General features: G+C 30.2%; 22 protein-coding genes and 2 pseudogenes. 13 read left to right on the top strand and 11 right to left on the bottom strand.

Annotated elements, in window-relative coordinates; all coding sequences use genetic code 11:
• Nucleotide 1 precedes the first annotated feature (1 nt).
• The gene (locus ACWJJT_RS04925; protein WP_462956249.1) at nt 2-295 is read left to right on the top strand and encodes a hypothetical protein; all 294 of its coding nucleotides are present in this window, start codon (nt 2-4) and stop codon (nt 293-295) included.
• Nucleotides 296-339: 44 nt separating this feature from the next.
• A pseudogene (locus tag ACWJJT_RS04920) lies at nt 340-714 on the top strand (PfkB family carbohydrate kinase); the annotation flags it as partial.
• Between the two features lie 73 nt (nt 715-787).
• Here the strand turns inward: ACWJJT_RS04920 and ACWJJT_RS04915 are convergent.
• Entirely contained in the window at nt 788-1,810 is a 1,023-nt protein-coding gene (locus tag ACWJJT_RS04915; protein ID WP_462956248.1) for a LacI family DNA-binding transcriptional regulator, read from the bottom strand.
• A gap of 267 nt (nt 1,811-2,077) precedes the next feature.
• On the opposite strand from ACWJJT_RS04915, the gene ACWJJT_RS04910 reads away from it, so the two are divergent.
• Nucleotides 2,078-3,016: a DUF5107 domain-containing protein gene (locus tag ACWJJT_RS04910; protein WP_462956247.1), complete on the top strand. Its 939-nt coding sequence runs from the start codon at nt 2,078-2,080 to the stop codon at nt 3,014-3,016.
• A gap of 75 nt (nt 3,017-3,091) precedes the next feature.
• Here ACWJJT_RS04910 and ACWJJT_RS04905 read toward each other — a convergent pair whose 3' ends face one another.
• From ACWJJT_RS04905 to galT, 3 genes are read right to left on the bottom strand one after another with little or no spacing between them, the layout of a single operon-like run.
• On the bottom strand, nt 3,092-4,825 hold the full coding sequence (locus tag ACWJJT_RS04905; protein ID WP_462956246.1) for a solute:sodium symporter family transporter: 1,734 nt from the start codon (nt 4,823-4,825) through the stop codon (nt 3,092-3,094).
• 54 nt (nt 4,826-4,879) lie between these two features.
• Nucleotides 4,880-6,040 carry a galactokinase gene (locus tag ACWJJT_RS04900; protein WP_462956245.1) on the bottom strand — a complete coding sequence of 387 codons (1,161 nt, stop codon included), beginning with the start codon at nt 6,038-6,040 and terminating at the stop codon, nt 4,880-4,882.
• Between the two features lie 46 nt (nt 6,041-6,086).
• On the bottom strand, nt 6,087-7,073 hold the full coding sequence (gene galT / locus ACWJJT_RS04895) for a galactose-1-phosphate uridylyltransferase (protein WP_216302991.1): 987 nt from the start codon (nt 7,071-7,073) through the stop codon (nt 6,087-6,089).
• Nucleotides 7,074-7,802: 729 nt separating this feature from the next.
• Here galT and ACWJJT_RS04890 point away from each other — a divergent pair.
• From ACWJJT_RS04890 to ACWJJT_RS04870, 5 genes are all read left to right on the top strand, one after another.
• Nucleotides 7,803-8,477, top strand: a complete 675-nt coding sequence (locus ACWJJT_RS04890) for a helix-turn-helix domain-containing protein (RefSeq protein WP_462956244.1) — start codon at nt 7,803-7,805, stop codon at nt 8,475-8,477.
• Nucleotides 8,478-8,710: 233 nt separating this feature from the next.
• Complete coding sequence (locus tag ACWJJT_RS04885; RefSeq protein ID WP_220287547.1) at nt 8,711-9,331, top strand: YhbD family protein; 621 nt, start codon at nt 8,711-8,713, stop codon at nt 9,329-9,331.
• Nucleotides 9,332-9,387: 56 nt separating this feature from the next.
• Nucleotides 9,388-10,122, top strand: coding sequence for a polymer-forming cytoskeletal protein (locus tag ACWJJT_RS04880; RefSeq protein WP_462956243.1), 735 nt, complete (start codon nt 9,388-9,390; stop codon nt 10,120-10,122).
• Between the two features lie 185 nt (nt 10,123-10,307).
• Nucleotides 10,308-10,961 carry a (Fe-S)-binding protein gene (locus ACWJJT_RS04875; RefSeq protein ID WP_216302994.1) on the top strand — a complete coding sequence of 218 codons (654 nt, stop codon included), beginning with the start codon at nt 10,308-10,310 and terminating at the stop codon, nt 10,959-10,961.
• Nucleotides 10,962-11,182: 221 nt separating this feature from the next.
• Nucleotides 11,183-12,190, top strand: coding sequence for a leucine-rich repeat domain-containing protein (locus ACWJJT_RS04870; protein ID WP_462956242.1), 1,008 nt, complete (start codon nt 11,183-11,185; stop codon nt 12,188-12,190).
• A gap of 76 nt (nt 12,191-12,266) precedes the next feature.
• On the opposite strand, the gene ACWJJT_RS04865 is transcribed toward ACWJJT_RS04870, so the two are convergent.
• The 4 genes from ACWJJT_RS04865 to ACWJJT_RS04850 form a co-directional block, all read right to left on the bottom strand.
• Nucleotides 12,267-14,333 (bottom strand): ABC transporter ATP-binding protein/permease, encoded by a 2,067-nt coding sequence (locus ACWJJT_RS04865; RefSeq protein WP_462956241.1) that lies wholly within the window; start codon nt 14,331-14,333, stop codon nt 12,267-12,269.
• A gap of 12 nt (nt 14,334-14,345) precedes the next feature.
• Nucleotides 14,346-16,433: an ABC transporter ATP-binding protein/permease gene (locus tag ACWJJT_RS04860; RefSeq protein WP_462956240.1), complete on the bottom strand. Its 2,088-nt coding sequence runs from the start codon at nt 16,431-16,433 to the stop codon at nt 14,346-14,348.
• 257 nt (nt 16,434-16,690) lie between these two features.
• On the bottom strand, nt 16,691-18,094 hold the full coding sequence (locus tag ACWJJT_RS04855; protein WP_462956239.1) for a sensor histidine kinase: 1,404 nt from the start codon (nt 18,092-18,094) through the stop codon (nt 16,691-16,693).
• The gene (locus tag ACWJJT_RS04850) at nt 18,091-18,825 is read right to left on the bottom strand and encodes a response regulator transcription factor (protein WP_462956238.1); all 735 of its coding nucleotides are present in this window, start codon (nt 18,823-18,825) and stop codon (nt 18,091-18,093) included. The genes ACWJJT_RS04855 and ACWJJT_RS04850 overlap by 4 nt, the downstream gene beginning before the upstream one ends.
• A 332-nt stretch (nt 18,826-19,157) precedes the next feature.
• Here ACWJJT_RS04850 and ACWJJT_RS04845 point away from each other — a divergent pair, with 332 nt between their 5' ends.
• From ACWJJT_RS04845 to ACWJJT_RS04835, 3 genes and pseudogenes are all read left to right on the top strand, one after another.
• Nucleotides 19,158-19,595: an HI0074 family nucleotidyltransferase substrate-binding subunit gene (locus ACWJJT_RS04845; protein WP_462956742.1), complete on the top strand. Its 438-nt coding sequence runs from the start codon at nt 19,158-19,160 to the stop codon at nt 19,593-19,595.
• Between the two features lies 1 nt (nt 19,596).
• Nucleotides 19,597-19,887, top strand: coding sequence for a nucleotidyltransferase family protein (locus ACWJJT_RS04840; protein ID WP_462956237.1), 291 nt, complete (start codon nt 19,597-19,599; stop codon nt 19,885-19,887).
• Nucleotides 19,888-19,980: 93 nt separating this feature from the next.
• Nucleotides 19,981-20,577: pseudogene (locus ACWJJT_RS04835) on the top strand (aminopeptidase); the annotation flags it as partial.
• A gap of 172 nt (nt 20,578-20,749) precedes the next feature.
• Here ACWJJT_RS04835 and ACWJJT_RS04830 read toward each other — a convergent pair.
• From ACWJJT_RS04830 to ACWJJT_RS04820, 3 genes are read right to left on the bottom strand one after another with little or no spacing between them, the layout of a single operon-like run.
• A complete protein-coding gene (locus ACWJJT_RS04830) occupies nt 20,750-21,739 on the bottom strand; it encodes a stage II sporulation protein P (protein ID WP_462956236.1) in 990 nt (329 codons plus the stop codon).
• 28 nt (nt 21,740-21,767) lie between these two features.
• The gene (locus ACWJJT_RS04825; protein WP_462956235.1) at nt 21,768-23,537 is read right to left on the bottom strand and encodes a M56 family metallopeptidase; all 1,770 of its coding nucleotides are present in this window, start codon (nt 23,535-23,537) and stop codon (nt 21,768-21,770) included.
• Nucleotides 23,537-23,920, bottom strand: a complete 384-nt coding sequence (locus tag ACWJJT_RS04820) for a BlaI/MecI/CopY family transcriptional regulator (RefSeq protein WP_216303003.1) — start codon at nt 23,918-23,920, stop codon at nt 23,537-23,539. Before ACWJJT_RS04820 ends, ACWJJT_RS04825 begins: the two co-directional genes overlap by 1 nt.
• A 192-nt stretch (nt 23,921-24,112) precedes the next feature.
• Between ACWJJT_RS04820 and ACWJJT_RS04815 the strand changes: the two genes are divergently transcribed.
• Nucleotides 24,113-24,607, top strand: coding sequence for a GNAT family N-acetyltransferase (locus tag ACWJJT_RS04815; RefSeq protein ID WP_462953981.1), 495 nt, complete (start codon nt 24,113-24,115; stop codon nt 24,605-24,607).
• Between the two features lie 198 nt (nt 24,608-24,805).
• The gene (locus ACWJJT_RS04810) at nt 24,806-26,410 is read left to right on the top strand and encodes a S41 family peptidase (protein WP_462956234.1); all 1,605 of its coding nucleotides are present in this window, start codon (nt 24,806-24,808) and stop codon (nt 26,408-26,410) included.
• Nucleotides 26,411-26,453 lie beyond the last annotated feature (43 nt).

Raw genomic sequence — 26,453 nt, 5'->3', positions numbered from 1 at the left:
GATGTATGATCCTGAAATTGTATTCTTTGCAGATGATTTAGAAAAATATGGAGAAGACTTAACATTTGAAATGGCTTCGCCAGAAGGATTTGTATTCTTTACTAAGTTTTCAACAAAAGATTTTAACTTTGCCACAAGACGGTTATTACATAATGGAGATCAAAAGGTTGCTGCTTTTGTTTTACCGGGAGCATGTAGACCTGAAGGATTTAATGCAGCAAAAGAAAATGGAAGCTTAATTTATTTAAAACCACAGGAGCAAAGGACATTTAAAGTTATAACAGGAAAAAAATAAGATATATGTAAACAAAAAAGAATACTAATAGCGGAGTTTTATAAATGAATATAGCAGTTATTGGTTCAAATATGGTAGATTTAATAACTTACATTGATCGAATGCCAAAAGAGGGTGAAACTTTAGAAGCACCAGATTTTAAAATGGGGTGCGGTGGTAAAGGAGCAAATCAAGCGGTTGCAGCCTCAAAATTTAAATCTGATGTTATGATGGTAAGTAAAGTGGGAGATGATCTTATCGGTGAAAATACTATTAAAAACTTAAAAGATAATGACATTAATACTGAGTTTGTCACCATTCAAAAAAATCAGGCAAGTGGAGTTGCACCTATTTTTGTTGATAAAAACTCTAAAAATAGTATTTTAATTATTAAGGGGGCAAATAAAAACTTATCTCCTCAAGATACCAATACCTCCAACTAAAAAAGTATTTTAAGTTACACAATGCATTTTCATGCAATGGCATTGGTAAAACAAAAGAAGTAGTTTATGGCTAAATAGTGCTGCAACTATCTCTGATAATAAGTTGTGTTTTCAATTTAATTTTGATAAACTTTTGATTGTTATTGTTATCATCAATTATGTCCAAAAGCATTTTTGAAGCATTTTCACCAAGTAAATACATATTTTGATCTACCGTTGTAAGTTTTGGATGTACTATGCTTGAGATATAACTATTATCAAACCCAATTATTGAAACATCGTTAGGGACATCAAAATTCAGTATTTTACATGCATTCATAACTCCTAGAGCCATTAAATCATTACAGGCAAATACAGCTACAGGTAATTTTATTTCTTTTAATTTCTTATTCATTACATTCATTGTTCCATCCACAGTTTCATAACTATTTCCTTCACCAATATCTATAATTTTCTTCTTAACAATTAATTTATTTTCTTCCATGAATTTATTATAAACATCCTCTTTTATATCGTATGAATAACTTTCTTTGCCTCTTACAAATATTATATTTTTATGCCCAAGTTCTAAAAGATATTGCATCGCCTGTCTTGCGCCACTTGCTTCATCATTAAGTACAAAATTACAATTTATATTATCATTGTATCCATTGATTGAAACCAGCGGGATATCTTTGCTAACTGTCTCATAATAGCCATTTTTCATATTTTCAGTTTTGGGATCGATAACTATAATGCCATCTACTTGCCTGCCCATAAGCGATTTTATATATTTTATTTCATCAGCAGCGTTATCATCTGTATCACAAAGATAAATTGAATAACCGTTTATCCTGAGATTATGTTCAATAGCGTTAATTACAGTTGGAAAAAAAATATTAGTTATACTTGGAACTAAAATGCCTATTGTTTTTGTGTTTTGACAAATTAATGACCTTGCCAATGTATTAGGAGTGAAATTTAATTTTTTTACAGCCTGCTCAACTCTAATTCTGGTTTCCTCTTTAACAGGATAATTTTTATTTATAACTCTGGATACAGTACTCATAGAAACATTAGCTTCCCTTGCAACATCACTTATATTAACTTTCATTAGTTATCCCCCTTATAAAATTAATATATTATACATAATAAATTGTACTAAATAAACTAAATATTGTACAGTATATCAACAACTAATTTGTTTTTCTTGGAAAGAAAAACAGATGAGCCATTGATTATTAATATAAATGTGATAAAATTAAACTATATAGAAAACCTTTTCTTTTGTAGAATTTAATTATCCTAGGAGGTTATATATGAAGATATTAGTTTGTGATGGCATGTGTTGGAATAATATTTGGAAAAGGAAGTGTATATTATGATTTATAAAGATATTTTCAAAGGGATTGAATGTATTGTATTAGAAAATAAAATATTAAAAATAGTAGCACTTCCAAGTATAGGTGGAAAAATAGCATCAATATATAATAAAGAGAAAGATTTTGAACTTCTTTTTCAAAATAAAAATAATGAATACATACATCCCAAATTGGGTGATGATTTTGATGGATTTGATGCTTCAGGCTTTGATGATGCATTCCCAACTATAGATATTTCTGAAGTAAGCCATTGTGGTGAAAAAATTATCTATCCTGATCATGGAGAAATATGGAGTTCCTCATTGGATTATAAAATATCAGATAACGATGTTGAACTTTTTGTTCAAAGCTCTATACTTCCCTATTATTACAAAAAAACAATTTCACTTAGCAATGAAAAATTAAATATTGTATATCATATTGAGAATACAGGATCTGAATCATTTCCATGTATTTGGGCAATGCACTGTCTTGTGAATTGTGAGGAAAATATGGAACTTAATTTTCCAAAAGCAACAACTGAAGTATTGAATGTTCAAGATAGTATTAATCTAGGTAAAAAAAACACCTTACATCAATATCCAATAACAAAAGATACTAGTAGTCAAGATTATTATTTAAACAAAGTTTGTAAAAAATCTTGCAACAATACTGAAAAATATTATGTGAATGGTGAAGTAACAGAAGGTAAATGTTCAATATATTATCCGATTCACAGTATACGCTACTGCGTTAATTTTGATAAGGATAAAATGCCATACCTAGGGTTTTGGGTTACAGAAGGTGGTTTTAGAGGAGATTATAATTGTGCTTTTGAACCAACAAATGGATTTTATGATGGTATAGAAATAGCTAAAAACAGCGAGAAATTATTTTATCTATCTCCTGATAAGCCTTTAGATTTTACAATATCATTGAGTCTTAAAAATACTCAATAAAAATATAAAAGGGTTTAAATAGTGAGGAGGTATCTCAAAATTATATTTTGAGATACCTCCTTATTATTGATTTAATTATTTACTTAATGAAGTTTTAGTTTCAATTTTTTTAGTCTTGTTTGAAACTTTTCTTTTTATAAATATTACTGTAAGTGTTGTTATAATGCCTAGAATTAAAATGTACATAAAAGTACTAAATGTAAATCCATTAACTGAGGCGATACCAAGTTTTGAAAATACTATGTACATTGATATCATAAGAAATACGACTACTCCACCTGCTTCGTGACGATGATCCCAAGGCTCTATATTAACCACATTTTTTATTTTCATTACGTATGGAGTTGTTCTAGGTTTAAATTTACCTATTACCAGCATAAGTAGACAACTGATTACAAATAATATTGCTAGTTGATAAAGAAAATTTAAATCTGGCTTAATTATTAACTGTAATATACCATAAGTTCCTACGAAAAATACTAGTGATATTTTTGCTGCAATTGCAGGAACCCGTTTCGTAACATAACCGATAAATACTATAGCAAATATAGGGACATTGAAAAATCCATTTATTATTTGTAAATATTGAAATAATCCTTGTGGTACATACATTATAAATGGTCCTATAAACATTGATACAATTGCTATTATTATGCCGAAGTATTTAGATTTAGAAACAACTTCTTTATCACTCTTACCCTTTCCAAAGATAGGGCCATATACATTCAAAGCAAACAGTGTTGATGCACTATTCAAAACTCCGGTAAAAGTACTTAATACTGCACCAAACATTGCTGCTGCAAAGAATCCTGTTAAGGGTTTAGGCAGTGCAACATTAACTAGTTTTGAATACATAAGATCAGGATTTTTTGCTGATCCTCCAAATATTTGAAAAGCTATAATTCCTGGTATAATTACAATGAAAGGCGTCATTACTTTTAAAAAACCTGCCAATATTACTCCTTTTTGACCTTCTTTAAGGTTTTTAGCTGCAAGAGCTCTTTGTATTATAGATTGATCGGTTCCCCAATAATAAAGATTAACTAATAATAACCCTGTAAATGCAGCACCAAAAGGAACAGGATCTGTTGATGAACCTACCGCATTAAATTTTTCTGGTGCAGTCATAACAAAATTTGATAACCCCTTAGAAAAACTTCCTTTACCTAGATATAATATTCCAAAGAAAGGTACCATTAAACCACCAATGGCAAGTGCAATTCCATTTAATGTATCAGCTATCGCCAACGCTTTTAATCCACCGATTATTGCATAGAAAAAACCAATTATACCTATAACCCATACTGTAACCCATATACTCATCTCATAACTTATTCCAAAAGTATTTTGCAAATCAAATATTTGGCTCAACGCAATAGCTCCGGAATAAAGTGTAGTAGGAAGTAAATTTAATACATACAACAATAAAAACAATATTGAAACGCTTTTTTTAACACCAGAGTCATATCTGTCCTCAAGAAAATCTGGTACTGTTGTTATACCTTGTTTCAAATATCTTGGTAATAAAAACATAGCTACAACCACAAGTACAAGTCCAGAGGTAACTTCATATGCCATATTGCTCATATTCCCACTATAAGATTGTGCACTCATACCAACAAAATTTGCTGCACTTAAGTTTGCAAGTAAAAGTGATGAACCAATAACTGCCCCTGTTAAGCTACGTCCACCTAAAAAATAGGAATCCTTAGATACCTTTTTTTTGTTATTACCTCTTATCTTTAAATACGTATACACTGCTACTAATCCTGTAAAAAATAAAAATGAACCCATAATTAAGTTTTGCATAACACATCTCCCTATATTTAGTATAGTTATTAGAAAAGGTTTTCATAATTAAGATTATTCTACTCTATGAGTTCCTTCTCCAATTCCTGTGGAATAAAAGGTTGGGGCGTAACCGATTCTATTAGTATATTTTTCTTTTACTCTACTCGTAAATAATTCAATTTTGTCTTTTTTAACAAGTGCAATAGCACATCCGCCAAAACCTGCACCTGTCATTCTAGCACCTATGCAACCATCAGTAAGCAGTGCCTCTTCTACAATTGCATCAAGTTCCTTTCCTGTAACTTCATATAAATGTTTTAATGAATGATGGGATTCCATAAGTAATCTTCCAAATTCAATAAGGTGTCCACTATTTAAACAATTAAATGCGTTAATAACTCTTGCATTTTCATATACTGAATGTTTTGCTCTATTTTTAATCTTTTCATCAGTAAATAAATTCTCTATTTTATCGAATTCTTCTGGTTTCAATTCACATATATTTTTTATGTCTTTGACTTTTTTTATTATTGCCAGTGCTTTTTCACATTCAGATCTTCTTTCATTATATTTTGATTCATTTAATGCACGCCTTTTATTTGTATTCATTATCACAATTTCATAGCCTAAAAGGTTTACATCAGCATAAGCATATTCTAGTGTTCGACAATTCAAAAGGATAGCTTTAGCTTTTTTACCCATTCCAATTGCAAATTGATCCATAATTCCACAATTAACACCAACATAATCATTTTCAGATTTTTGCGACATTTTCACTATGTCTATCATATCTATTCTGCTATTGTTAAACAAAGTGTTAATAATTTCACCGGTAAGAACCTCTAGTGACGCTGAGGAAGAAAGTCCAGCTCCATTTGGTATATTGCCACTTATTAAAATATCCATGCCTTGAGCATTATATCCATGATCAAGCATAATCTTTATTACACCTTTGGGATAATTAGCCCAATCATCTTGAGCATTATATTTTAGATTGTTCAAATCTGAGCTAACCTTTAAATCAAAATTAGTAGAAGCAAAATTAATTTTGTTGTCATTTCTTACTTTAATCAATCCATAAGTTCCAAGATCTAAAGCACAAGGAAAAACGAATCCACCATTGTAGTCGATGTGCTCACCTATAAGATTTATTCTTCCTGGAGAGAAAAACGTAGATTCGCTGTTCTCTCCGTAAATTTTTTTGAAAATTTCATGAAGTTTTTTAATATCCATAATATTACCTCCAAATTTTTTAGTAGTGTATTCTATGCTTTAATTGTTAATCTTGTCTATTTAAATTATATTTTTCATAAGCGGTTCTTAACTGCTCAGCTGTTTCTTCAACTGCTGTAGGATTACAAGCTGACCAAGCACCCATCTCTGATGAGGCATAATATTTAATCTTTTCTTTGGATCTTAATGGGGGATAAAATTCCACATGAAAATGGTAGTAGTCATCATAATTTCCATATTCAGCAGAATTTACAGGAGATTGATGTATACACATCATATAAGGGAATTTTTTATCAAACAGGCAATCAAATGTTCCAGAAACCATTTTTAATATATCAGCAAAGTTATCTTTTTCTCTCTTATTAAAGTCAATCATTTTACTAAGGTGCTGTTTGCTTACAATAAATATTCCGTAAGGATAATCGGTAAAAAATGGTAAGTATGCTAGGAAATCTTCATTTTCCATGATTATTCTTTTCTTAAATTCTTTTTCTTCTTTGTTCATTTTGCATATTAAGCATTCATCATTTTCAGTGTAGTATTTTCTACATGAATCAAGCTCAATTTTAATCTTTAAAGGCATTTCTGAATATGCATATATCTGACCATGAGGATGTGGCATTGTTACACCGACTTCTTCACCCCTGTTTTCAAATTCAAAAATATATTTTATTCTATTATCTTTGCTTAATTCTGTATATCTTTCACACCACAAATTCACAAGTTTTCTTACATGCTGTAATGGAAGTTCACTTAAAGTCTTTGTATGTTCTTGCGAATAAAGTATAACTTCACATTTTCCGTAAGCTTCTTTAGTTTTATAAAATTGTGAGCCAACATTATCAGGAAGTTGAGGGTGTTTTGACAATGCAGGGAAATCGTTATCATATTCGTGGACTTCATAGCTATCAGGAACTTTACCAGAACCAGGGCAAAATGGGCACCAGTCTTTAGGCATTTGTGGTCTGTCTTGTCTATTTGATGCAACCATAACCCAATCATTTAATAGTGGATTCCATCTTAATTCTGCCATTTTTATCATCAACCTTTCTTTAGAAAACCTTTTCTGTTTTTCCATTTTTAATGACATTTCAGAAGGAGATTCTTATAATTCTATAACACGTACTCCCCATTTATAGAATTATAAAAATTTAGTCGAGGTATAAATCGCCTTCTGATTTAATACATACATTTACAGATGCAAATTTTTAACCAAAATTAACAATATTATACTTAGAAAACCTTTTCTTATGTAATTTTATAATATCATAGATATTTAATTAATACAATACCATTTAATTTGGGCTTCTGCTAAAGGATGATGGAAGTATTAAATTGTTTGGTAAAGAAATTGCTGAAAATGAACGAGAAGTGAAAAACCATATAGCATTGTTCATAGATTATTATCATATTTGTCATGTTACTGTCACATAATAGGACTAGTATTAATGAATAGGATCCCCCTATAAAATAGATATTTACAAATAACACCGGATAGATACCGGTGTTATTTTTTTGCATTAAATTTCAGGTTTATTGCTATAAAAATCAATGTAATTGCTGATTGTAATAAATAGCTAAAAATCTTATAATGATGAAAGGCGATTAGAAAATGAGTGGGCATTTTTAGTTTGTTTAATAATGAAAATAAAGTAGAATCTCAGTAAAATAGATAAGTGCAACCAGTAGTTGACAATAAGAAAGCTGGAGTTGGTAGCTTTTTTATAACTATTTTCGTAGGATGGATATGGAGGTGTTAATAGTGAATTTTTCAGAAAGACTACGAAAATCAAGAAAAGAGAAAGGATTTTCTCAGGAAGAGTTAGCTGATAGAATAGGAATATCGAGACAGGCTGTTTCAAAATGGGAGTCAGGTCAATCAAATCCTGATACTAATAATTTAATAATGCTAAGTGAATTATATGGAATAAGTTTAGACGTTTTACTAAAAGGAGATCAGGAAAAAGTAGAAGAGATAACAAAAGTCATTAATAGAAGTTTCCATTATGAATATAAAAGCAAGAGAAAAATTTTTGGAATACCATTAGTTCATATTAATATTGGACTAGGAATTTATGAAGCAAAAGGAATTATTGCAATAGGAAATATTTCAAGGGGATTAATATCATTAGGAATACTTTCGCTAGGCGTGTTAAGTTTTGGGGTTGTAGCGATAGGGCTGATAAGTATAGCAAGTGTAGCTATAGGTATTTTAGTCGCTCTAGGGGGAATTGCCATTGGCACTATTGCCATAGGGGGAGTAGCAATGGGACATATAGCAATAGGAAGTAGTGCCAATGGGGTGAGAACTATTATTGATACATCATCTAATGGTAATTTTGCCAATATTACAGCTGAGCAGATAGAAAATTTAATCAAAGAAGAGTATCCAAAATTATGGGATCCTATTGTACATTTTATGACAATGTTTTTATAGGGAGGATACTCAGGAAGAAAATTTGTCTAACATAATGATAAGTAGATCTTTTCAACAATATTAATTAGCCTGTATTTGCAATATATATGTGAATACAGGTTAATTTTTTGAGTATCTGGAAACAAATAATTACTTCAATTATTATTTACAACGTAACAATGTTATGTTACACTAAATGTATAATAAAAAAACAATATTGTTAAATAACCTCAAAGCATAAAAGGAGTGGCAATATGGATAAAGAGTTAATAACGAAAAAAGAGTTGCTAGAAGTCACGAATGTTTCCTATGGGCAGTTGTATAGATGGAAAAGGAAAAATCTTATACCAGAAGAATGGTTTATAAAAAAATCTAGCTATACTGGTCAAGAAACCTATTTCCCAAGGGAGGAAATATTAGATAGAATAGAAAAAATTATTAATATGAAAGGGGATGCATCATTAGATGACCTGGCACAAATGTTTTCACCACAGTTAGCGGATGTGTTTTTAAATGAGAGCGAGTTATTAAAAAAGAAGATTGTTACGAAGCAGACATTAACAATGTATAAAAACATCTATGGAGAAATAAAAACATTTTCTTTTAAAAAAATCTTATATATTTCACTATTAGAAAAGAGCTTAGTATCTGGTAATGTATCTTTAGAAGAAAGTAAACTTATAATAGAGACTTTAGAAGGAAATTATAAGTCGTTAGAAGGTAAAAATTGCGAGATGATTTTTTTAAGAAAATTTGGGATGGCGCTATGTTTTTTAATAACTGTTCCTAATGAGGTTTATATAGAAAAAGATGCAAAAATAGTATTAAGGCTTAATATTTCACAGTGCATCGAGGATCTTAAAATTAAAATTTAACGACATTTAAGCTCCGCAGGAGATGATTTAATATAGAAAAATATGGGAGGTTTAATATGGAAAAGATGAATAATAATGATATAAAAATAAACGGCTCAGGAAGTTCAGGTGGTGGAAAATATAATAGTGTAATTATAAGTGGGTCAGGAAAAATTAACGGTGATTTAGAGTGCATAGACTTTAAAACTAGTGGTTCATCAAAAGTTGCAGGTAATTTAAAAGCAGAAAGTATAAAAATCAGCGGGTCTGCAAAAATTGAAGGTGATGTAGAAGTAGGAGATATAAAGATAAGTGGATCCTCTCATATCGTAGGAAATGTAAAAAGCAAAAGCATAAAAATAAGTGGATCAACTCATATAGAAGGAAGCCTATACGGAGAAGAAGTTAGTGTAGCGGGCTCAGTGAATATAGGGAAAAATTGTGAAACGGAATGTTTTAAGGCTAGTGGTGGTTTTAAAATACAAGGATCATTAAATGCAGGACAAGTAAATGTTAAACTAGGTGGGAAATGCATTGTAAAAGAAATTGGTGGCGAGCATATTGAAATAAAAATTAATTTTTTTGACAATTCTTTGGTTAGAAAAGTAATTGATAAAATGTTTAATTCAAGAAGTGAGTTAACCACAGAGCTAATAGAAGGGGATGATATATATATCCAAAACACCAATGTAAAGATAGTAAGAGGAGATAATATTACGGTAGGTGAAGGTTGTAATATAGGGCTTTTAGAATATAAGGGACAGATTAATATTTCCGATGCGTCCATAGTTAAAGAGGTAAAGAAGCTATAAAGGTCGAGATTTCTTATAGTGAGGCTTTAAAATCTATTCCCAAAATAATTATTATAAACCATAGATTAGAAAAATTATTATTTGAGCAATTTATTATTAGGAAGAAACAGTAGTAGGGTTAAGCAATAGACGAGGATTAGAAAATTAGTTTATGAAAAAATTTAGAAGATCGGTAGGCGAGTGTTATGAAAAGAGTATTTGCACCGGGATGTGCATTAATGATTTATAAACCAGAGTTAGGGAAAAAAGTACTGGATTTTTTAAATAGTGAGTTAGGAGATATAGATGAATATTTAATTTGTTGTAATCATAAACCTAATTTGGAAAATGGAACACAAATAATAAATGTCTGTGCCGGTTGTGATAGACGGTATAGGGAACTTTATGAAGAAGTAACGACAATTTCACTTTGGGAGATATTAGCTGAGGTAAAAACATTCCCATTCCCAGATTATAAAGGAATGGAAATGACTATACTTGATCCATGTCCTACTCGAGATCAGGAAAGAGTGCATAATGCAGTAAGAGTGCTATTGAAAAAAATGAATATCAATTTGGTAGAACCAGAAAAGACGAGAACAAATGGTACTTGTTGTGGAGATAGCTTTTATGGTGTTCTTTCTGTGGAGCAGGTTAAGGAGCAAATGAAAAAACGTGCTCACGAGATGCCTGCTAGCGATGTTGTTGTTTATTGTGTTTCTTGTTCTAAATCAATGTATATAGGTGGTAAGAAACCGAGGTACTTAGTAGACCTTTTATTTGGAGAGGATACAATACCGGGGACATTTGAACCAGATGATTGGCACGGGCAACTTAATAATTTTATAAATGAACATTAGAAGGGAATTTCATGTGAACACCTAAATTATCAAGTGCAGGCATTTCATTATAGTAAAATTTAATGAAGTGTTTTTTGCTTTTTGATAGGCTTATATTTTTATAAAAAAATTTTAAAAATATAAGTGGGAGAAGTAATAAAATGTATCACATTTACTGTGAGTGGTTAATATACTATTTCTGTGTGGAGTTATTTTTTTATTAATAAGGGGGAGGAATTTTGGTGCTGTATAAAAAAATTGTATTGGGCCTTATTTGTATTATTATGATATTTACAGTAGGATGCAAAAGAGAATCAAGTATAAAAATTCAAGATGCAAATCTAGAAAATGTTGTAAGAAAAATGATAGATAAACCAAAAGGAAAAATATACAAAAGTGATATTAAGGATATTACAGTATTAGATGCTACGGGAAAAAACATTAAAGAACTTTCGGGAATAGAAAATTTAGTGAATTTAAAAAGAATTAATCTGGAAAAAAACAGCATAAGCAATATTGAACCTTTAAAAAAACTTACTAGCTTAGAAGAAGTTTGCCTTGATAATAATGATATTAAAGATATAAATGCACTTGAAAACATCACAAGTATAGAAAGCCTTAGCTTAAGTGGAAATAGAATTGAAGATATAAGTCATCTAAAAAATTTAAAAAATCTCGAGAAGCTAAATCTAGATAAAAATGAGATTACGGATATAAGTACTTTAGGGGAAATACAATATTTAAAGTACATTAATTTAAGCAGTAACAAAATTAATAATATTGATAAGCTAAATAACTTAGAAAATTTAAACTCCTTATATTTAGAAAATAATTCAATTACAAATTTCAGTGGAATAAGAGGTATTTATGATAAGATGAAAAACAAAGACTTTAAGTTAGAAGATGAAAAAAATGTGCCAAAGGCAAAAGAGGTTGTTGTTCAAAAAGAGTATATTGTTCAACCACAATACCAGGTACCAACATATGTAGTACAGTCAGACTATATTTTTAGTTTCAGTGATAGTAGACTTATATGTGATTCAGAAATAAATGATTTAGATTATAATTTGCGAGCATATGCAAGAAATGAAATATATGCAAGATATGGATATGTATTTAGTATGTCTAAATTTAGGGATTACTTTATGTCAAAATCATGGTACTCACCAAATCCAAGTTTTAATATACAAACACAAATATTAACACCGATAGAAAAAGAAAATATAGAAATAATTAAACGATACGAATGATATTTTATTACTTAAAGTTCCGTAAATAAAAAAATTAGGATACTATTTATAGTATCCTAATCAATGAGTTTTTGTGTTATCTACTACGTAATGCGTCTATCGGATCCATTTTTGAAGCTTTTAAAGATGGATAAAAGCCTGAAATCATACTTAAAACTACGCAGAATAGTAAAATTAAACCAGCATCTGCGAGTGGCAATTTAGCTACTTCCATATAAGGAGCATTTGCAGAGATATTCTTTAAGAAACCATAAACTGCTGAATTGATGAGTTTAGATGCACCTAAAGTAAATAGTAATCCTATGCCCGCTGATAAGACGCCAATAATAAATGATTCTGCAACGAAAATATTCAAGATATCTTTTTTTCGTGCACCCACGGCGCGGAGAATACCTATTTCCTTAATTCTTTCAAGTACAGAAATATAAACAACTATTGATATCATTAGAGCTGCTACAAGAATTGATATTCCGGAAAATCCCATAAGTGCATAACGCACTTGTTTCATTGCTCCATCAACTTGCGAAGATATAGTTTTACCGGTTAATTCAAATTTGTATTTATCTTGTGAATCATTTAATTTTTGGAGGCTTGCATCTAAGTCTTTAGTATTACTAGAATATAAAACTAAGGAAGGGCTTTCCAAAGTTGTTTTATCTATTTTAAACTCTTTTTCATAAAAATTAATTGCCCAATCACTCGTTGCGTAATAGGTATCAATTAAAGTTGTAGTATTGGCAATTCCGGCGATTTTCCAAGCTTTCACAATGGGTACTTCAGGAATACCACTTTGCTCACTATGTGGATTAGAACCTTGTTTTAAATAGCGAACGTACATATTTTTACCAATTAAGTCCTTGAGATCACCACCATTTTTTTCTAAATCCTTGGCGGTGGAAAGTGAGATAACAATTTCATTTGTGGAACCTGCTTCTGGAAGGCTGCCATATTGAATGTCATTTTTAACATCTTCTAGCACGCCTGGAGCCATCATCATAACCAATTTTTCTCTAGTAGATTGGTCGGACAGTTTAGTCATCAATTTTTCATCTTTAATTATGCTTTGATCTAAAGAATAAAATTGTGCAACAGGAATTCCTTTGCCTCCAATTTGAAAGTAATAGGCATATATATTTTTATCTAAGGACATAACTGAGTTTATATCACTATATTTTAGAGGCTTAATATTTTTTAGAGACTTATCAGTATTTTCTTTTAACCCTACAGTTATTGCATTTGTTGGAAATATGCCTTTAACTTGAGTATCAACTGCATTAGTTGTACCTGAAGTAATAGCTATAGCTAAGGCAATTCCACAAATACCTATAGAAGTACCAATAGCTGTTGCTAGGGTTCTACCTTTTTTAAGCCATGCGTTACGAAGTGATATTTTTAAGGATGATAAAAAGGACATTTTTGATTTTGTTTCTATTTTTTCTATAATAGTCGCAGCGGTTGACACCGAGGCCATATTTTCTTCAATAGAAATTAACTTACCATCTTCCATTTTAACAATTAAATCTGCATAAGCCTTAGCAAGGTCCGGTGCATGGGTAACCATGAGTACTAGTTTATCTTTTGAAATTTCTTTTAATAATTCCATAACTTGCTCACCAGTTTTAACATCTAAGGCTCCAGTTGGTTCATCGGCTAAAATTATTTCTGGATCATTAGCAAGAGCACGGGCAATAGCAACACGTTGGCGCTGTCCACCTGACAGAAGGTTTACTTTCTTCTTCATTTGATTTGATAGTCCAACTTGATCTAAGAGGCTACATGCTTTTTTCGTTTTATTTTGCTTAGATATTCCTGATAAATCTAAAGCGAGTTCCACATTTTGGATTGATGTTAGTGAATTAAGCAAGTTAAACTGTTGAAAAATAAAACCCACTGTATTTTTTCTATAAGTGTCTAAATCTTTTTCTCCGGCCTCTTTTAAAGATTTTCCGTTAACAATAACATCACCTTCAAAATCCTTATCCAAAGCTCCTATTAAGTTCATCATTGTTGTTTTTCCGCAACCAGAAGGTCCAACAATTGCCACGAGTTTTCCATTAGGTAAATCAAAAGAAACATCATCTAATGCTATAACCTGGTGCTTACCGATTTTATATGTTTTTCTTAAATTTTTAATTTGTAACATTTACTATTCCTCCTATTCATCACGCAATGCGTCGATAACTTGAATTTTAGTTGCTCTTTTAGATGGAAAGTGTCCCGCTAAAACTGCGACTAATATGCTGATAACAATTAGTCCGGCAATAGTTACAAAGGGAATTTTAATATCTGTAAATGGTATACCAGTTAATGGGATATTTACGATATTATCGGAATGTATATTTAATACATTATTGATTATTCTATTTGCAATTGGTTGTATTATAAAAGCTACTAGAACTCCAGTGACCCCTGCAAAAAGACCAATTAAGGCAGACTCAGCTTGGAAAATACGAGCAATATCTTTATTTCTTGCTCCCACAGCTTTTAAAATACCTATTTCCTTTTTACGCTCAAGTACACTTGAGAAAATTACAATCCCTATTAAAATTGTTGAAACTACGAGTGCTAGTGATATAAATACAATCATAACCGCCTCGGCCAAATTAATTAAAGTTTTGATAGCAGTTTTAACCATAACAATTTGTGAGGTTGCGGAAAAGCCTTTTGTTTCCGTCATTTTATTTCCGCCAATACCGCCATTTTCCTTAGCATTAATGTAATTTAATACAGCTTCATTGTTATGAACGTCTTTTATAACCACTTCTGCATTTACTATGCGGTTTTCTTTTCCTATAAAATAGCCATCATTTTTTAGCCATGTATTAACTGCATCATAAGAATAATATGCAGAGGCTGAGCTTAAGGCTATTTCATCCACAACACCGACAACTTCAAAATCCTGTGTATATTTTTTACCTAGAATTTCATCTCCTGTGATTGGATTTGTGGTTTTCTCCTGAATTATTACCTTGAGTTTCTTACCAATGGCTTTTGTATAATCATCTTTATCTGGGTTCATGCCATACATTTCAATTACATTTTTAGCCATATCCTTATTTACTAATAATTCATTCTTATTGTCCTTTGGTACACTACCTTTTAGTGCATGCTCAATGTTTGAAAGATAATTTTCACCAGCTAAGGAGTTAAAGGGAATATCCTTTAATTCTTTACTATTTGCTTCAAAAGAAGTAATATCTTTAACATTTAAGTCTTCTCTAACATTTAATACGTCGGGATTTTTCTTAATGCTGTCATAGACATTTATATTCTTTGGGTAATCAGTTTTTTCAATCGCCGCATCTTTAAACTTCATAGATGCTTGTATTATGTTAGCACTAGCAAAAGAATTTGTTTGAATATCTATGTAATTAGTTGCCCCATTGCTAAGCCCGATAACTAATAAAATACCTGCTATTCCAATTGAACCAGCAATAGTGGTTACGACTATTCGTCCCATTTTCTCTTTAATATTTCTAAGGGATAGTTTTATGGCATTTCCAAAAGACATGCTACCATCTTTCTTTTTTAGCTCTGATTTTAAACTATTTTTTTCAGATTCATTAATTTTCTCGTCTTTTTGAATTTTACCATCTAGAATAGCTACAACGCGGGTAGAGTATTCATATGCGAGTTCTCGGTTGTGAGTAACCATAATAATTAACTTATCACGAGCAACATCTTTAATAAGCTGCATAATTTGAATCCCTGTTTTTTTATCAAGGGCTCCTGTTGGCTCATCTGCTAGTATTATGTCTGGATCATTTGCAAGGGCTCTTGCTATAGCTACACGTTGTTTTTGGCCTCCAGATAATTCACCTGGCTTATGATCCATATGTTTTTCCAGGCCTACCTGTTTAAGTAAGCTTTCTGCACGCTTTATACGATCCTTTTTTGATAGACCGATTAAATTCATAACAATTTCAACATTTTCAAGTGCTGATAAATGTTCAATTAAATTAAAGGATTGAAAAATAAAGCCTATATTGTTTTTACGATATAAATCCCAATTCTTTTTTTTGTATTTTTTAGTTGATTTTCCCTCAATAATTAAATCACCTGAAGTTGGCCTATCGAGGCCAGCGATTATATTTAAAAGTGTGGATTTTCCACAGCCTGACGGTCCGAGAATTGAAACCAATTCCCCTTTTTCAAAATTAAGATTTACAGAGCTAAGAGCGTTGAAACTCTTCTTTTTTTCAATAGTATATTCCTTTGAAAGATTGTTTAATGATAAAAGCATAAATAACTCCTTTCGAATCCATTAGTGTATTTCCATTTTTGAGCTTATACATTTATAATAGCAATTGAATCTTAAATAAGCCCTGTGTTAATCTTAAATCTACCTTAAATCATCCCCTGGGTCGCTGCATTAACAACTTCTGACGAGCTTTATATTACCACTTATAGATGTGGAAGACTTCCTTCTGAAATGTCGTTAAATAACAAAGGAACTCCCTCAAGATAGAAACAAATTCTAAAGTGAGATAGTTCCTTTAGTTATTCTAATTTGATGATAAATTTACAGCCTTTTCCTATAGCAGTTTCAAGGCTTATTCGTCCATTATGTTTCTCGATTATAGTCTTAGTAATTGCAAGTCCGAGGCCCGTACCTCCAGTTTGAGAGTTCCTTGCGCTATCCACTCTTTTAAAGGGCTCAAATATTTCCGCGGATAGGTCCAGAGGAATTCCAATTCCATTATCCAGAATTTCTAGTACTACTTTGTTAAAAGAATTCTTTAATAAAATTTTTATTTCTGTACCTCGCTTATTATATTTTAAAGCGTTATTAAGAATGTTAATGAGGGCTCTATCCATTTGTTTCACATCAATAAGAACAACTTTTTTATCGAATGGTATCTCAAAAGAATATTTAAAACCAGCCTCTTCGATTTGAGGTATTAATGAGGCTATAAGCTCTCTTAAATATTCACAAATATCTACGCTTTTAAGATTAAGCTTAAAATCTGAGCTCCCCATTTTAGATAATTCAAATAAATCTCCTATTAAACTATTGGCTCTTGAACTATTATTTATTATAATGCCCAAAAACTTTTCTCTGTCACAGTCCGATATATCCTTGTTATTCATTAGTAAATCAGAGTATCCCATTATATTAGAGAGGGGAGTTTTTAAATCATGAGATATATCTAGTATTAGTTTTCTCCTATTATCTTGAGATTTTTCTTTTAGATTTTTCTCGCTTTCAATTTTTTCTGCCATTATGTTGAAAGCATCTTTAAGCTCCCCAAATTCGTTTGTCGATCTCAAATCAACCCTGGCAGAATAATCACCGCCTGCAATTGTTGTAACTCCACTTAATAATTTTTTTAAAGGTTTTACAAAATTATTAGAGGTTAACCGTGAGTAAATAATAAGCCCAAGGATAAAAGAAGTAATATTAATTAAACCACCTAAAATTAGAATAAATATAAAATTATCTATGGCTCTAGGAATTCCATTTTTATCGAAAAAAATGCCATTAACGAATTGAGTTTTAATAGGAATAACTATTTTTAACCAAAAATCACCGTTGTTATTATAGCGTACATTATAATAATATTCTTCTTGATGCTTGCCGCTATTAATTAAGAATTCACTAAACTCACTCTTAGTATATTGTTCTATATTCTTCGGATTTATTCCCCTTGAAAAAACAACCTTATAATTTTTGTCAATTACCTGAACCCCACCTTTATATTTTAAAACCTGAGAAAAATCTATATTCTCATAGTCATCTCTCATAATTTGAGAAGCTGATAGTTCTGGTATTTCATCATATTTTATTAATCCCTTAAAGCTTACTGAAATGATTAAGGACACTATAATGAAGATTATTGTAGAAAAAATAAATAGTAATAAATAATTTAACAAAAGCATGTTTGCAACTTTCTTTTTTTTCATACTTTATTCCTTAGCCCTAAGTTGTTTTCCATCTTATAACCAATTCCTCTTATAGTTTTTAAATACTGAGGATACTTTGGGTTATCTTCAATCTTGTCTCTTATATGGCTAATATGCACCATGATTGTATTATCATCGCCATCGCAAAAGTAAGCATCTTCCCATACCGCTTCATAAAGTTGCTTTTTTGTATATACTCTTCCTACGTTTTCCATAAAAATTTGAAGTAATTTTAGCTCCTTTGCATTACATTCTAATTGTTTATTATCTTTATATAAACTGTAACTATTTTTATCAAAAGTCAAATCTCCTATTTGAATAATTAACTTATCGGGTATTTTTAGCGCCATTTTGTACTTGTAGGATCTTCTTAGTTGCGCATGGACCCTTGCGATTAGTTCAATGGGATTAAAGGGTTTGACCATATAGTCATCAGCACCTAGTCCCAGTCCTAATATTTTATCTGAATCTTCACCTCTTGCGGTTAAAAAAATTACAGGGATTTCACTTGTTTCTCTTATCTTTCTCAGTAAATTGAAACCATCAAGCCCTGGCATCATTACGTCAAGAATAGCTAAATTGATTTCGTTATTCTTAAATATCTCCAAAGCTTTTAATCCGTTTTCTGCATCATATACCGTAAAGGCTTCTTTTATAAGATGTAATTCCAATAGTTGCCTTAAATCCTGATTATCCTCTGCTATTAAAATATTTAAGATGTCCACCTCCATGTCTAAAATTTACTCTTTAACGACAGTTCAGAAGGAAAGTCACCACTTCTATAAGCGAGAGTACCTACTATAAGTAGGAGTTACTTACCCTAACAAATAGAAAACGTCAGTGGGGGTAAATCTCCTTCTGAAGTCGTTAATATTGCAGCACCACAGGTGATGATTTAATTATGCCCTAGGGTGTAGAAATTATCAATTAATATTATTAAAATTAATTGTCTCAATCAGAAAGTCGTTGTGCAAACAATTTTAAATTATTAGTATAACAGTTTTAAATAACATTATATATGGTAAAATAATAGGTATATATAATTTAGAAAGGAAGATCGAATATTATGGGGATATTAGATAAATATGATGAATCAATAAAATTAACATATAATCACGCATATAGAATGTTAGTTCATCTAAAAAATATCGTAGAAAATTTTACTGAAATAGAGAATCCAGATAATATAACAATTGAAGTATATAGAGATTCTATTATAAAAAAATATGAAACATTAGAAGATTTAACATGGAAGTTACTATCCAAGATATTTAAAGCTTCTGGGTTAGAAATAAATAACCCAAGAGGGTGTTATAAGCAAGCGTTTAAAGAAGGGTTAATTAATGAAATAGAAATTTGGAATGATATTTTATTATCAAGAAACTCTACAGCACATATTTATGATGAGCAGGATTATGAAAAAATTAAAGATAAGATAGTAAGTGACTATATCCAAGCTATAGAAAATCTATTAAGGAATGTTTCGAAAGAGGTAATATGAAATGTATGGAATAGAAAAAAAAGTATATAAAAGTTTACTTAACTATTTTAAAAATAATAGTAGTATAGAAAAAGTAATAATATTTGGATCAAGAGCAAAAGGTACCGAAAATATAAATTCAGATATAGACCTTTGTATAGGGTATATAGGAAAGAGTAAAGGAACTATCGTAGAAGAAATTAATGATATAATAGGAATATATTCATGTGATATAGTTTTTATGGATTCATTAAATGAAAATATAGAAAAACAGATAAGCAGATATGGAATTGAACTTTATTATAAAACTTGAAAATTGTGAGAAAATTATCAGAAATCAGTGAAAATTTGTAGTGATTTTTACTGCTTTTTTTTATAAATGATAAAGTGAAAGGGGGAAGTATAAATGGCTGATCAAAGACTTAACAAACTTGCAAAGCTACTTGTGAATTATTCTACTAAGGTTAAACCAGGTGATTTTGTATTTGTATCTTGTGATGAGGTTGCAAGACCTTGGATGGTAGAGGTAGTAAAGGAAGCTGTGAAGGCAGGTGCTCATGTGGAAACTGTATTAACTTCACAGGAGGTATCAGAAATAAAACTTAAATATAGCAGTGAAGAACAGCTTCTTCAAGAAAATTTGATTTTTAAAACTATGCTTGAAAAAGCAGATGTGTGGATTTCCGCTTGGGGAAGTAGAAATACAAAGACAAATTCAAGAATTGATGCAAATAAATTTAAAATGTATTCCCAAGGGGAAGCGAGTTGGAGAAAAATATATTCTGAGAAGATGGGCAATGGGTCGTTAAGATGGTGTGGCACACAATTTCCTACTTATGCAGATGCTCAGGAAGCTTCAATGAGCTTTAGCGATTACGAGGACTTTGTTTATGGTGCAGGATTACTTGATGCGAAAGATCCAGTAGCAGAATGGAAAAGGATAAGTTCAGAGCAAGAAAGATGGGTTAGATACCTTGATACAAAAAAAGGATTACAGAATCTACTATTCACTGGGATATGCTTTGTAATATGAGAAATAGTGGGGAAATTTATGCGGACGGTGAATTATTCTATGAAAATGGAAAGTTTATTGAAGGCATATTAGAAAAGTATAAATTATAATATAAAAGATAGGATTTCCTATCTTTTTTTATCCTGAAAATTGTAAAAATTATTTACTTTTTTCTATTTAATTGCTCTGCAATAATTATTGATAAATACTTACCAGTATTTTTTGCTTCCGAAGTAGTATTAGTATAGGAGCCTAGTTCAATTAATACTGCATTACCACTTCTATTCTGGTTATAAAAACCAATTCCGCGATTAACAACAGTAATTTCTAGCCCTCTTAAAAGATTAGGATACAATTTATTTGATATTCCTATCATGGAATCTATCAATTTTTTCTGTTGAGCATATTTGGGGTTTTGCTGTGCGATTACAAACATAAATTGGGCAACATTTTCCCCGTCTATTTTCGTCGTTACTGTATTCTTATCGTTTACACTATCTCTATGTAAATCAATAATTAAATCAAAATTTTCATATACTTTTAAATACTTATCTAGAGTAACACCAGATTTCTTGTAGGCTTTAGGATAATATGGCTTATCATTTACCGTTTTATCATGTATAACGGCGATTCCATATTTTTTTTCTAAGTTCTCCTTTATTACATCCCCTACAGCACATACATTTCTTGTTTGATCTGTACTACTGTTAGTTTTAGAGGTATCATTATCCGAGGTCCGATAAGCTTCTGAGGTATGAGTATGATATATTAGGACTCGAGGCTTTTTTCTATTTAAGGGTTGTTTCAAGTCTGGACCAGGGAGATTTGAAACAACATTTGGGTCTTCAGACTTATTTACCTGATTTTCAATTAATTTAAAGGGTATAACTGTTTTTATATTTTCGCCTTCATTGTTAGTGCTATTTTCATTTTTAATTTCATTATTAACATCCTGTTTTCCAGTGTTTGGGGAATTAATTGAAGCTAATGTAAGGTTAACAACCTTAATATAAAAGTGATTTTGAAATTTTCGTTCATTGCTTGCATTAACACTTTTAGTTAAAATTAAGCCTAATAAAATAATAATGAGAAACGTGGAAATACTTAAAAACATTCTTCCACTATCATCTTTTTTAACAACTTTACGCCTCATCTTGATCCCCCCACTACATTTTTATCTTTTATTTAGATGAAGTCTTTTGAGTATTTTTTAATGCTGAAACGAGTGCATTTACACAAACTTCAATATCGCTGTCGCTGGATATATTATTTCCAAGCTCAATAACTGTTGAATTGTTAGATAAATCTTCATTGAAATAAGATATTCCAAATTGATAAAAGTACATTTCGGATTTAACTTCTTTTGAATTCTTAATGTTTCCTAATAGACTGTCAACAAATTTTTTATTTGCTTTATAATGTGGACTACTTTTGGCGAGCACAAATATCATCTTTCTCGTATCAGATTTTTCATTTTCTATTACATTGGAATGTATGTCTAATAAAATAGTATTTGAATATTGTTTTACATTTTTTGTTATTAAAGCACGTGCAGCTTGATATGATTTATTATAGTCTGCCGGTGGGTCACACTTTATAAAATGGCTATTAAAACCTTCTTTTACAAGTTTATTGCTCAATAAAGCACCCACATCAGATACTTTCATTCCAGAGGGATAAGCTTCATCAGCGTGACTATTGTAAATTACTATGTCAGCTGAAAATGGTACTATAGAATCAGTATTATCACTTGTTGATTTTTTTATAATAGCTGCTGAGGATGTATTTGGTGTGTTTTTAACTGTACTTTTAGAAGTTATTACTGGTGTTTTTACTTGCAATGTTGTAGCTTTAACAATATTTTTATCAGAGATTATGTTTGAAGTGTTTATTGCAATGCCGAGTCCTCCTATAATAACGAAAACGACCGTCCCAAGTAATATACCTTTGAAATTTATCTTCCTATACTTTGAAATCATAATAATCCTCCTTTTTATTTCAAAACTATTTAAAACCATTGAAGTAGTTCCTATAAGTCTATTGCTTTTGCCAGCCAGCTCCAATACCTTTATTATTGTATTTCCATATTGCAGGTTTTCGCTAGCTCCTAAATAAGAAATAACCTGACCATCGCAGGAAATTTCACAGTCTTGTCTCATTTTATGAAAAGCATAGAGCAAGAGAGGATTAAACCAGTAAATTATGGACAATAAAGTAATAGCATAATTTATAAATATATCCTTGTTTTTCAAATGGGTTAATTCATGCATTATAATATATTTAAATTCTTCATCACCAATATTGGCGGCTACACTGACTGGAATTAATATCTTTGGTTTAATCAATCCATACAAAGAAGGGCTATTTATTTTTTGCGAATATGATAATTCTACCTCAGTTCTTATATTCATAGCTTTCTTGCATTTATTTAGAATTTCTCTATGTGTGCTGTTTATATTTTTTATAGACGTTCCAACAATATCCTTTAATTTTTTATATCCTGTAACTAATATCGTTATTGATAATGAGGCTCCAAATATCCATATAAAACAAAACACTTTTTCAATATTAACTTTGTGGTTTAAAGGAATACGGTTAGCCTTACTAATTACACTTTTATTTGAAGGGTGCATCGCACTTATTGATATTGGATTGCTTAAAGTTGCATTTGTAAGTTCTTTTGAAGAATTACTTTGTGTTATTTGTGTAGATTTATTTGTAGTACCCTGTACATGAAAATTTTCATATAAATTAGAAACGTTTAAAGGGTTTTGTGGCCCGAATGGAATTATTAATTTTATAATTAATATTAACCATATATAATAGTGGAAAGTAAAATTTAGTTTATTTCTAAATATTCCTTTGAAAATTAATATCATTAGTACAATTATGCTACCAATTAAAGATGAAAGTACAATCATCTCAAAAATATTTAAAAAATCCACACGCATCAACCTTCCCTTTTACTTGATTGGTTTAGTATATTTTTTAACTCATCTATATCTGTTTCAGATATTTCTTCTGATTGGGCAAAAGTTAAGAGCATAGATTTGATAGAGCCATTAAATACCCTATTAATAAAGGAGTGGCTTTCAGATTTTTTACATTCATCTTCTGATATTAAAGGGAAATATAAATATTCATAACCTAATTTAGTAAATCCAATTGCATTTTTAGTTAATAGTCTGTTTATCAGACTTTTAACTGTAGCTGGTTTCCAATCGGATTTATCCTTTAATTCTTGTATAATATTGGTTGATGAAATTTCAGAATTAATCCATATTATTTTCATTATTTCCCATTCAGCATTTGATATCTTGGGAATTTTACACATTCCATATCACCTCATTTCAATTACAACTGTAATTTGTATTATTCTATACTATATTCCTCTAAATGATAATTATTACATTTCTATTTAAATAGAACTAAGGAGTAAACCAATAAAGATTTATGATATTATAAATTATGCTTGAATGGAATTTTCTAAAAGTAATAATAAATTTAAACTGAGGAGAAATTTAAGATGAAGTTACGGAGGTACCAATCAGAAGATTGCAAAGAAATTATTGAACTGTTTTACAACACCGTTCATTCTGTAAATGCAAGAGATTATAACGAAGCACAACTTGATGTGTGGGCGCCTAAAGACATTGATATTTCTGCATGGGATCAATCTCTTTCAGAACATTATTCTGTTGTAATTGAAGAAGATAGTATGATAATTGGATTTGGTGATTTAGATGATTCTGGGTATTTTGATAGACTATTTGTTCATAAGGATTATCAAGAAATGGGTGTTGCAACTATAATAGCAGATGAATTAGAGAAATATGCACAGAAAAACGATATGAAAATTGTTATAACCTACGCGTCTATAACTGCAAAACCTTTCTTTCAAAAGCGAGGGTATAAAGTGGTAAAAGAACAAGCAGTTGAACGAAAAGGACAAATTTTAACGAATTTTGTTATGGAGAAAAAGTGTTTGTTGGAAAATCTGCAAAATAACTATGAATTTTGAGCTGATAAGCATCTGTATAATTAGGTGCTTTTTTTATGTCTATTTTCATAACAAAGGGATTTAAGATAATATGTGGAATATTCTTAATAAGATAACAAATTAAAACTTACCAATTTTTTTTGCATACTATGATTGGAATATTGGTGGTTATGGAATACTATTTCATTGGTGGGATAGATAGTAAGGGGAGTGAATGTAATGCATAAAATGAAAAAAGTTTTTGTAAGCGCTAGTATACTAGTAATTATTGCTGCTATAATTTTTAAGTTTGATATACCTAATAAGATATATGCAAAAAAATTCTTAAACATTGATATTGAGAAAGCTAAGAGCATAAAAAATAATATTCCGAAAGATATTATGGAGAGTATTGTTGAAAGCAGGGATGCAACGAGTGAAAGAAATCAAAGCATAAGGACAATTAATGACTTCAAAAAAGAGTTTCTTTATAAATATGAAAACTTAAAAAATACCCCGGATTATATAGAAGTAGATGAATCAAAAAAAGGAATTTCGGTAGATGGAGAAAAGGCTATAGAGGATATAGAATATATTTTTAAAGAATTGAAGTATGGATATGCTGGTTATAAATATTTTGGAGGAGATGAAAAGTTTCTAAAAGCAAAAGAAAATATTTTAATAGAATTTAAGAAGTTGCAGAAAAAGAATGGCAGAATTGAATGTAACGAATTAGAAAAAGTTATGTGTGAGAATTTAGATTTTATTCAAGATGGGCATTTTTCTATAGGGGGTGGCAGAACATGTAAGGAGTCTATTATGTACACTACTGAAAAATACGAAGTTATAAAAAAGGATAACTCTTATTTTTTGAAATTGAATAACGATATGAAAGGTATTGTTACTATAAATAAAGAGGAGCCTGAAAAATACATTAAGCCTTCTATAGATGAAAATGGAAATATTGTATATAGATTATGTAGATTATATAAGAGTAATGAAGATATGTTACCAATTGACCTAAAATTTAAAGATGGTAATAAGGACAATAATATAAGCATTAACTTAGAGAATACATCAAAAAATTACGTGCATAAAGGAAGTAATAATAGTTATAAATATGAAGAAGTTTATAAAATACCAGTAATTGATTTAAATTCTTTTGAACCATCTGAAAAACTTGAAAAATTTGTGGAAGATGGTAAAAAGATATCTAAGAAAGATTTAGTTATAATTGATTTAAGAGGGAATTACGGTGGGAATGAAATATATGCTTTCGATTGGATTAAAAATTTTACAAATCAAGAGTACAAATCACCGGGCTTTAGTTCAACGCTACTTACTAAAAATTCAAAAGATGCATTGCTTTACAACGGTAAAAAAATGGTGGGACCAAAGGATTATCCTAAATTTGAACAGCAACTTAATGATATGTATAAAAATAAGAAAAGTGATCTTAAATATATCGGTTGGTCAGAAGTAGGACATGATGATTCAACTCATATTAATAATGAAAAGATAATTTTTGTTTTAATGGATAAGAATACAGCTTCAGCAGGTGAAAGCTTTGTAAAGGCATTAAAAAGTTGTAGTAACACATTTTTTATAGGTACAAACACAAGTGGGATGTCAAATATAGGGGATGTGGGATATTATGTTCTACCAAATTCTAAGATCGATATTTTTTTTGGAAATACTCTTTTTGTAGATAATGATTTAGAATGGAGAGATGGATTAGGAGTTTTACCTGACTTCTGGGTTAATTCTAAAGATGAGGAATATAGATTACTTAAATTCATAAAGAATTACTCAGAAGGCAGTATCAAAAAGGATGTGCAGAAATAAGCGGAAATCAGGATAATGATATTAATATAAAACTGTCTAAATT

It is taken from the genome of Clostridium sp. CM041, from assembly GCF_055081035.1.
The sequence above is the reverse complement of the archived record's forward strand: the minus strand, read 5'-3'. Positions and strand labels throughout refer to the sequence as shown.

What these genes read in the sequence shown, in the direction of transcription:
- ACWJJT_RS04855 (WP_462956239.1), bottom strand. Translation starts at nt 18,094, where the DNA reads ATGAAAAAAAAGAAAGTTGCAAACATGCTTTTGTTAAATTATTTATTA.
- ACWJJT_RS04915 (WP_462956248.1), bottom strand. Translation starts at nt 1,810, where the DNA reads ATGAAAGTTAATATAAGTGATGTTGCAAGGGAAGCTAATGTTTCTATG.
- ACWJJT_RS04830 (WP_462956236.1), bottom strand. Translation starts at nt 21,739, where the DNA reads ATGAGGCGTAAAGTTGTTAAAAAAGATGATAGTGGAAGAATGTTTTTA.
- ACWJJT_RS04810 (WP_462956234.1), top strand. Translation starts at nt 24,806, where the DNA reads ATGCATAAAATGAAAAAAGTTTTTGTAAGCGCTAGTATACTAGTAATT.
- galT (WP_216302991.1), bottom strand. Translation starts at nt 7,073, where the DNA reads ATGGCAGAATTAAGATGGAATCCACTATTAAATGATTGGGTTATGGTT.
- ACWJJT_RS04905 (WP_462956246.1), bottom strand. Translation starts at nt 4,825, where the DNA reads ATGCAAAACTTAATTATGGGTTCATTTTTATTTTTTACAGGATTAGTA.
- ACWJJT_RS04815 (WP_462953981.1), top strand. Translation starts at nt 24,113, where the DNA reads ATGAAGTTACGGAGGTACCAATCAGAAGATTGCAAAGAAATTATTGAA.
- ACWJJT_RS04865 (WP_462956241.1), bottom strand. Translation starts at nt 14,333, where the DNA reads ATGTTACAAATTAAAAATTTAAGAAAAACATATAAAATCGGTAAGCAC.
- ACWJJT_RS04880 (WP_462956243.1), top strand. Translation starts at nt 9,388, where the DNA reads ATGGAAAAGATGAATAATAATGATATAAAAATAAACGGCTCAGGAAGT.
- ACWJJT_RS04825 (WP_462956235.1), bottom strand. Translation starts at nt 23,537, where the DNA reads ATGCGTGTGGATTTTTTAAATATTTTTGAGATGATTGTACTTTCATCT.
- ACWJJT_RS04900 (WP_462956245.1), bottom strand. Translation starts at nt 6,040, where the DNA reads ATGGATATTAAAAAACTTCATGAAATTTTCAAAAAAATTTACGGAGAG.
- ACWJJT_RS04860 (WP_462956240.1), bottom strand. Translation starts at nt 16,433, where the DNA reads ATGCTTTTATCATTAAACAATCTTTCAAAGGAATATACTATTGAAAAA.
- ACWJJT_RS04820 (WP_216303003.1), bottom strand. Translation starts at nt 23,920, where the DNA reads ATGTGTAAAATTCCCAAGATATCAAATGCTGAATGGGAAATAATGAAA.
- ACWJJT_RS04875 (WP_216302994.1), top strand. Translation starts at nt 10,308, where the DNA reads ATGAAAAGAGTATTTGCACCGGGATGTGCATTAATGATTTATAAACCA.
- ACWJJT_RS04850 (WP_462956238.1), bottom strand. Translation starts at nt 18,825, where the DNA reads ATGGAGGTGGACATCTTAAATATTTTAATAGCAGAGGATAATCAGGAT.
- ACWJJT_RS04910 (WP_462956247.1), top strand. Translation starts at nt 2,078, where the DNA reads ATGATTTATAAAGATATTTTCAAAGGGATTGAATGTATTGTATTAGAA.
- ACWJJT_RS04885 (WP_220287547.1), top strand. Translation starts at nt 8,711, where the DNA reads ATGGATAAAGAGTTAATAACGAAAAAAGAGTTGCTAGAAGTCACGAAT.
- ACWJJT_RS04925 (WP_462956249.1), top strand. Translation starts at nt 2, where the DNA reads ATGTATGATCCTGAAATTGTATTCTTTGCAGATGATTTAGAAAAATAT.
- ACWJJT_RS04840 (WP_462956237.1), top strand. Translation starts at nt 19,597, where the DNA reads ATGTATGGAATAGAAAAAAAAGTATATAAAAGTTTACTTAACTATTTT.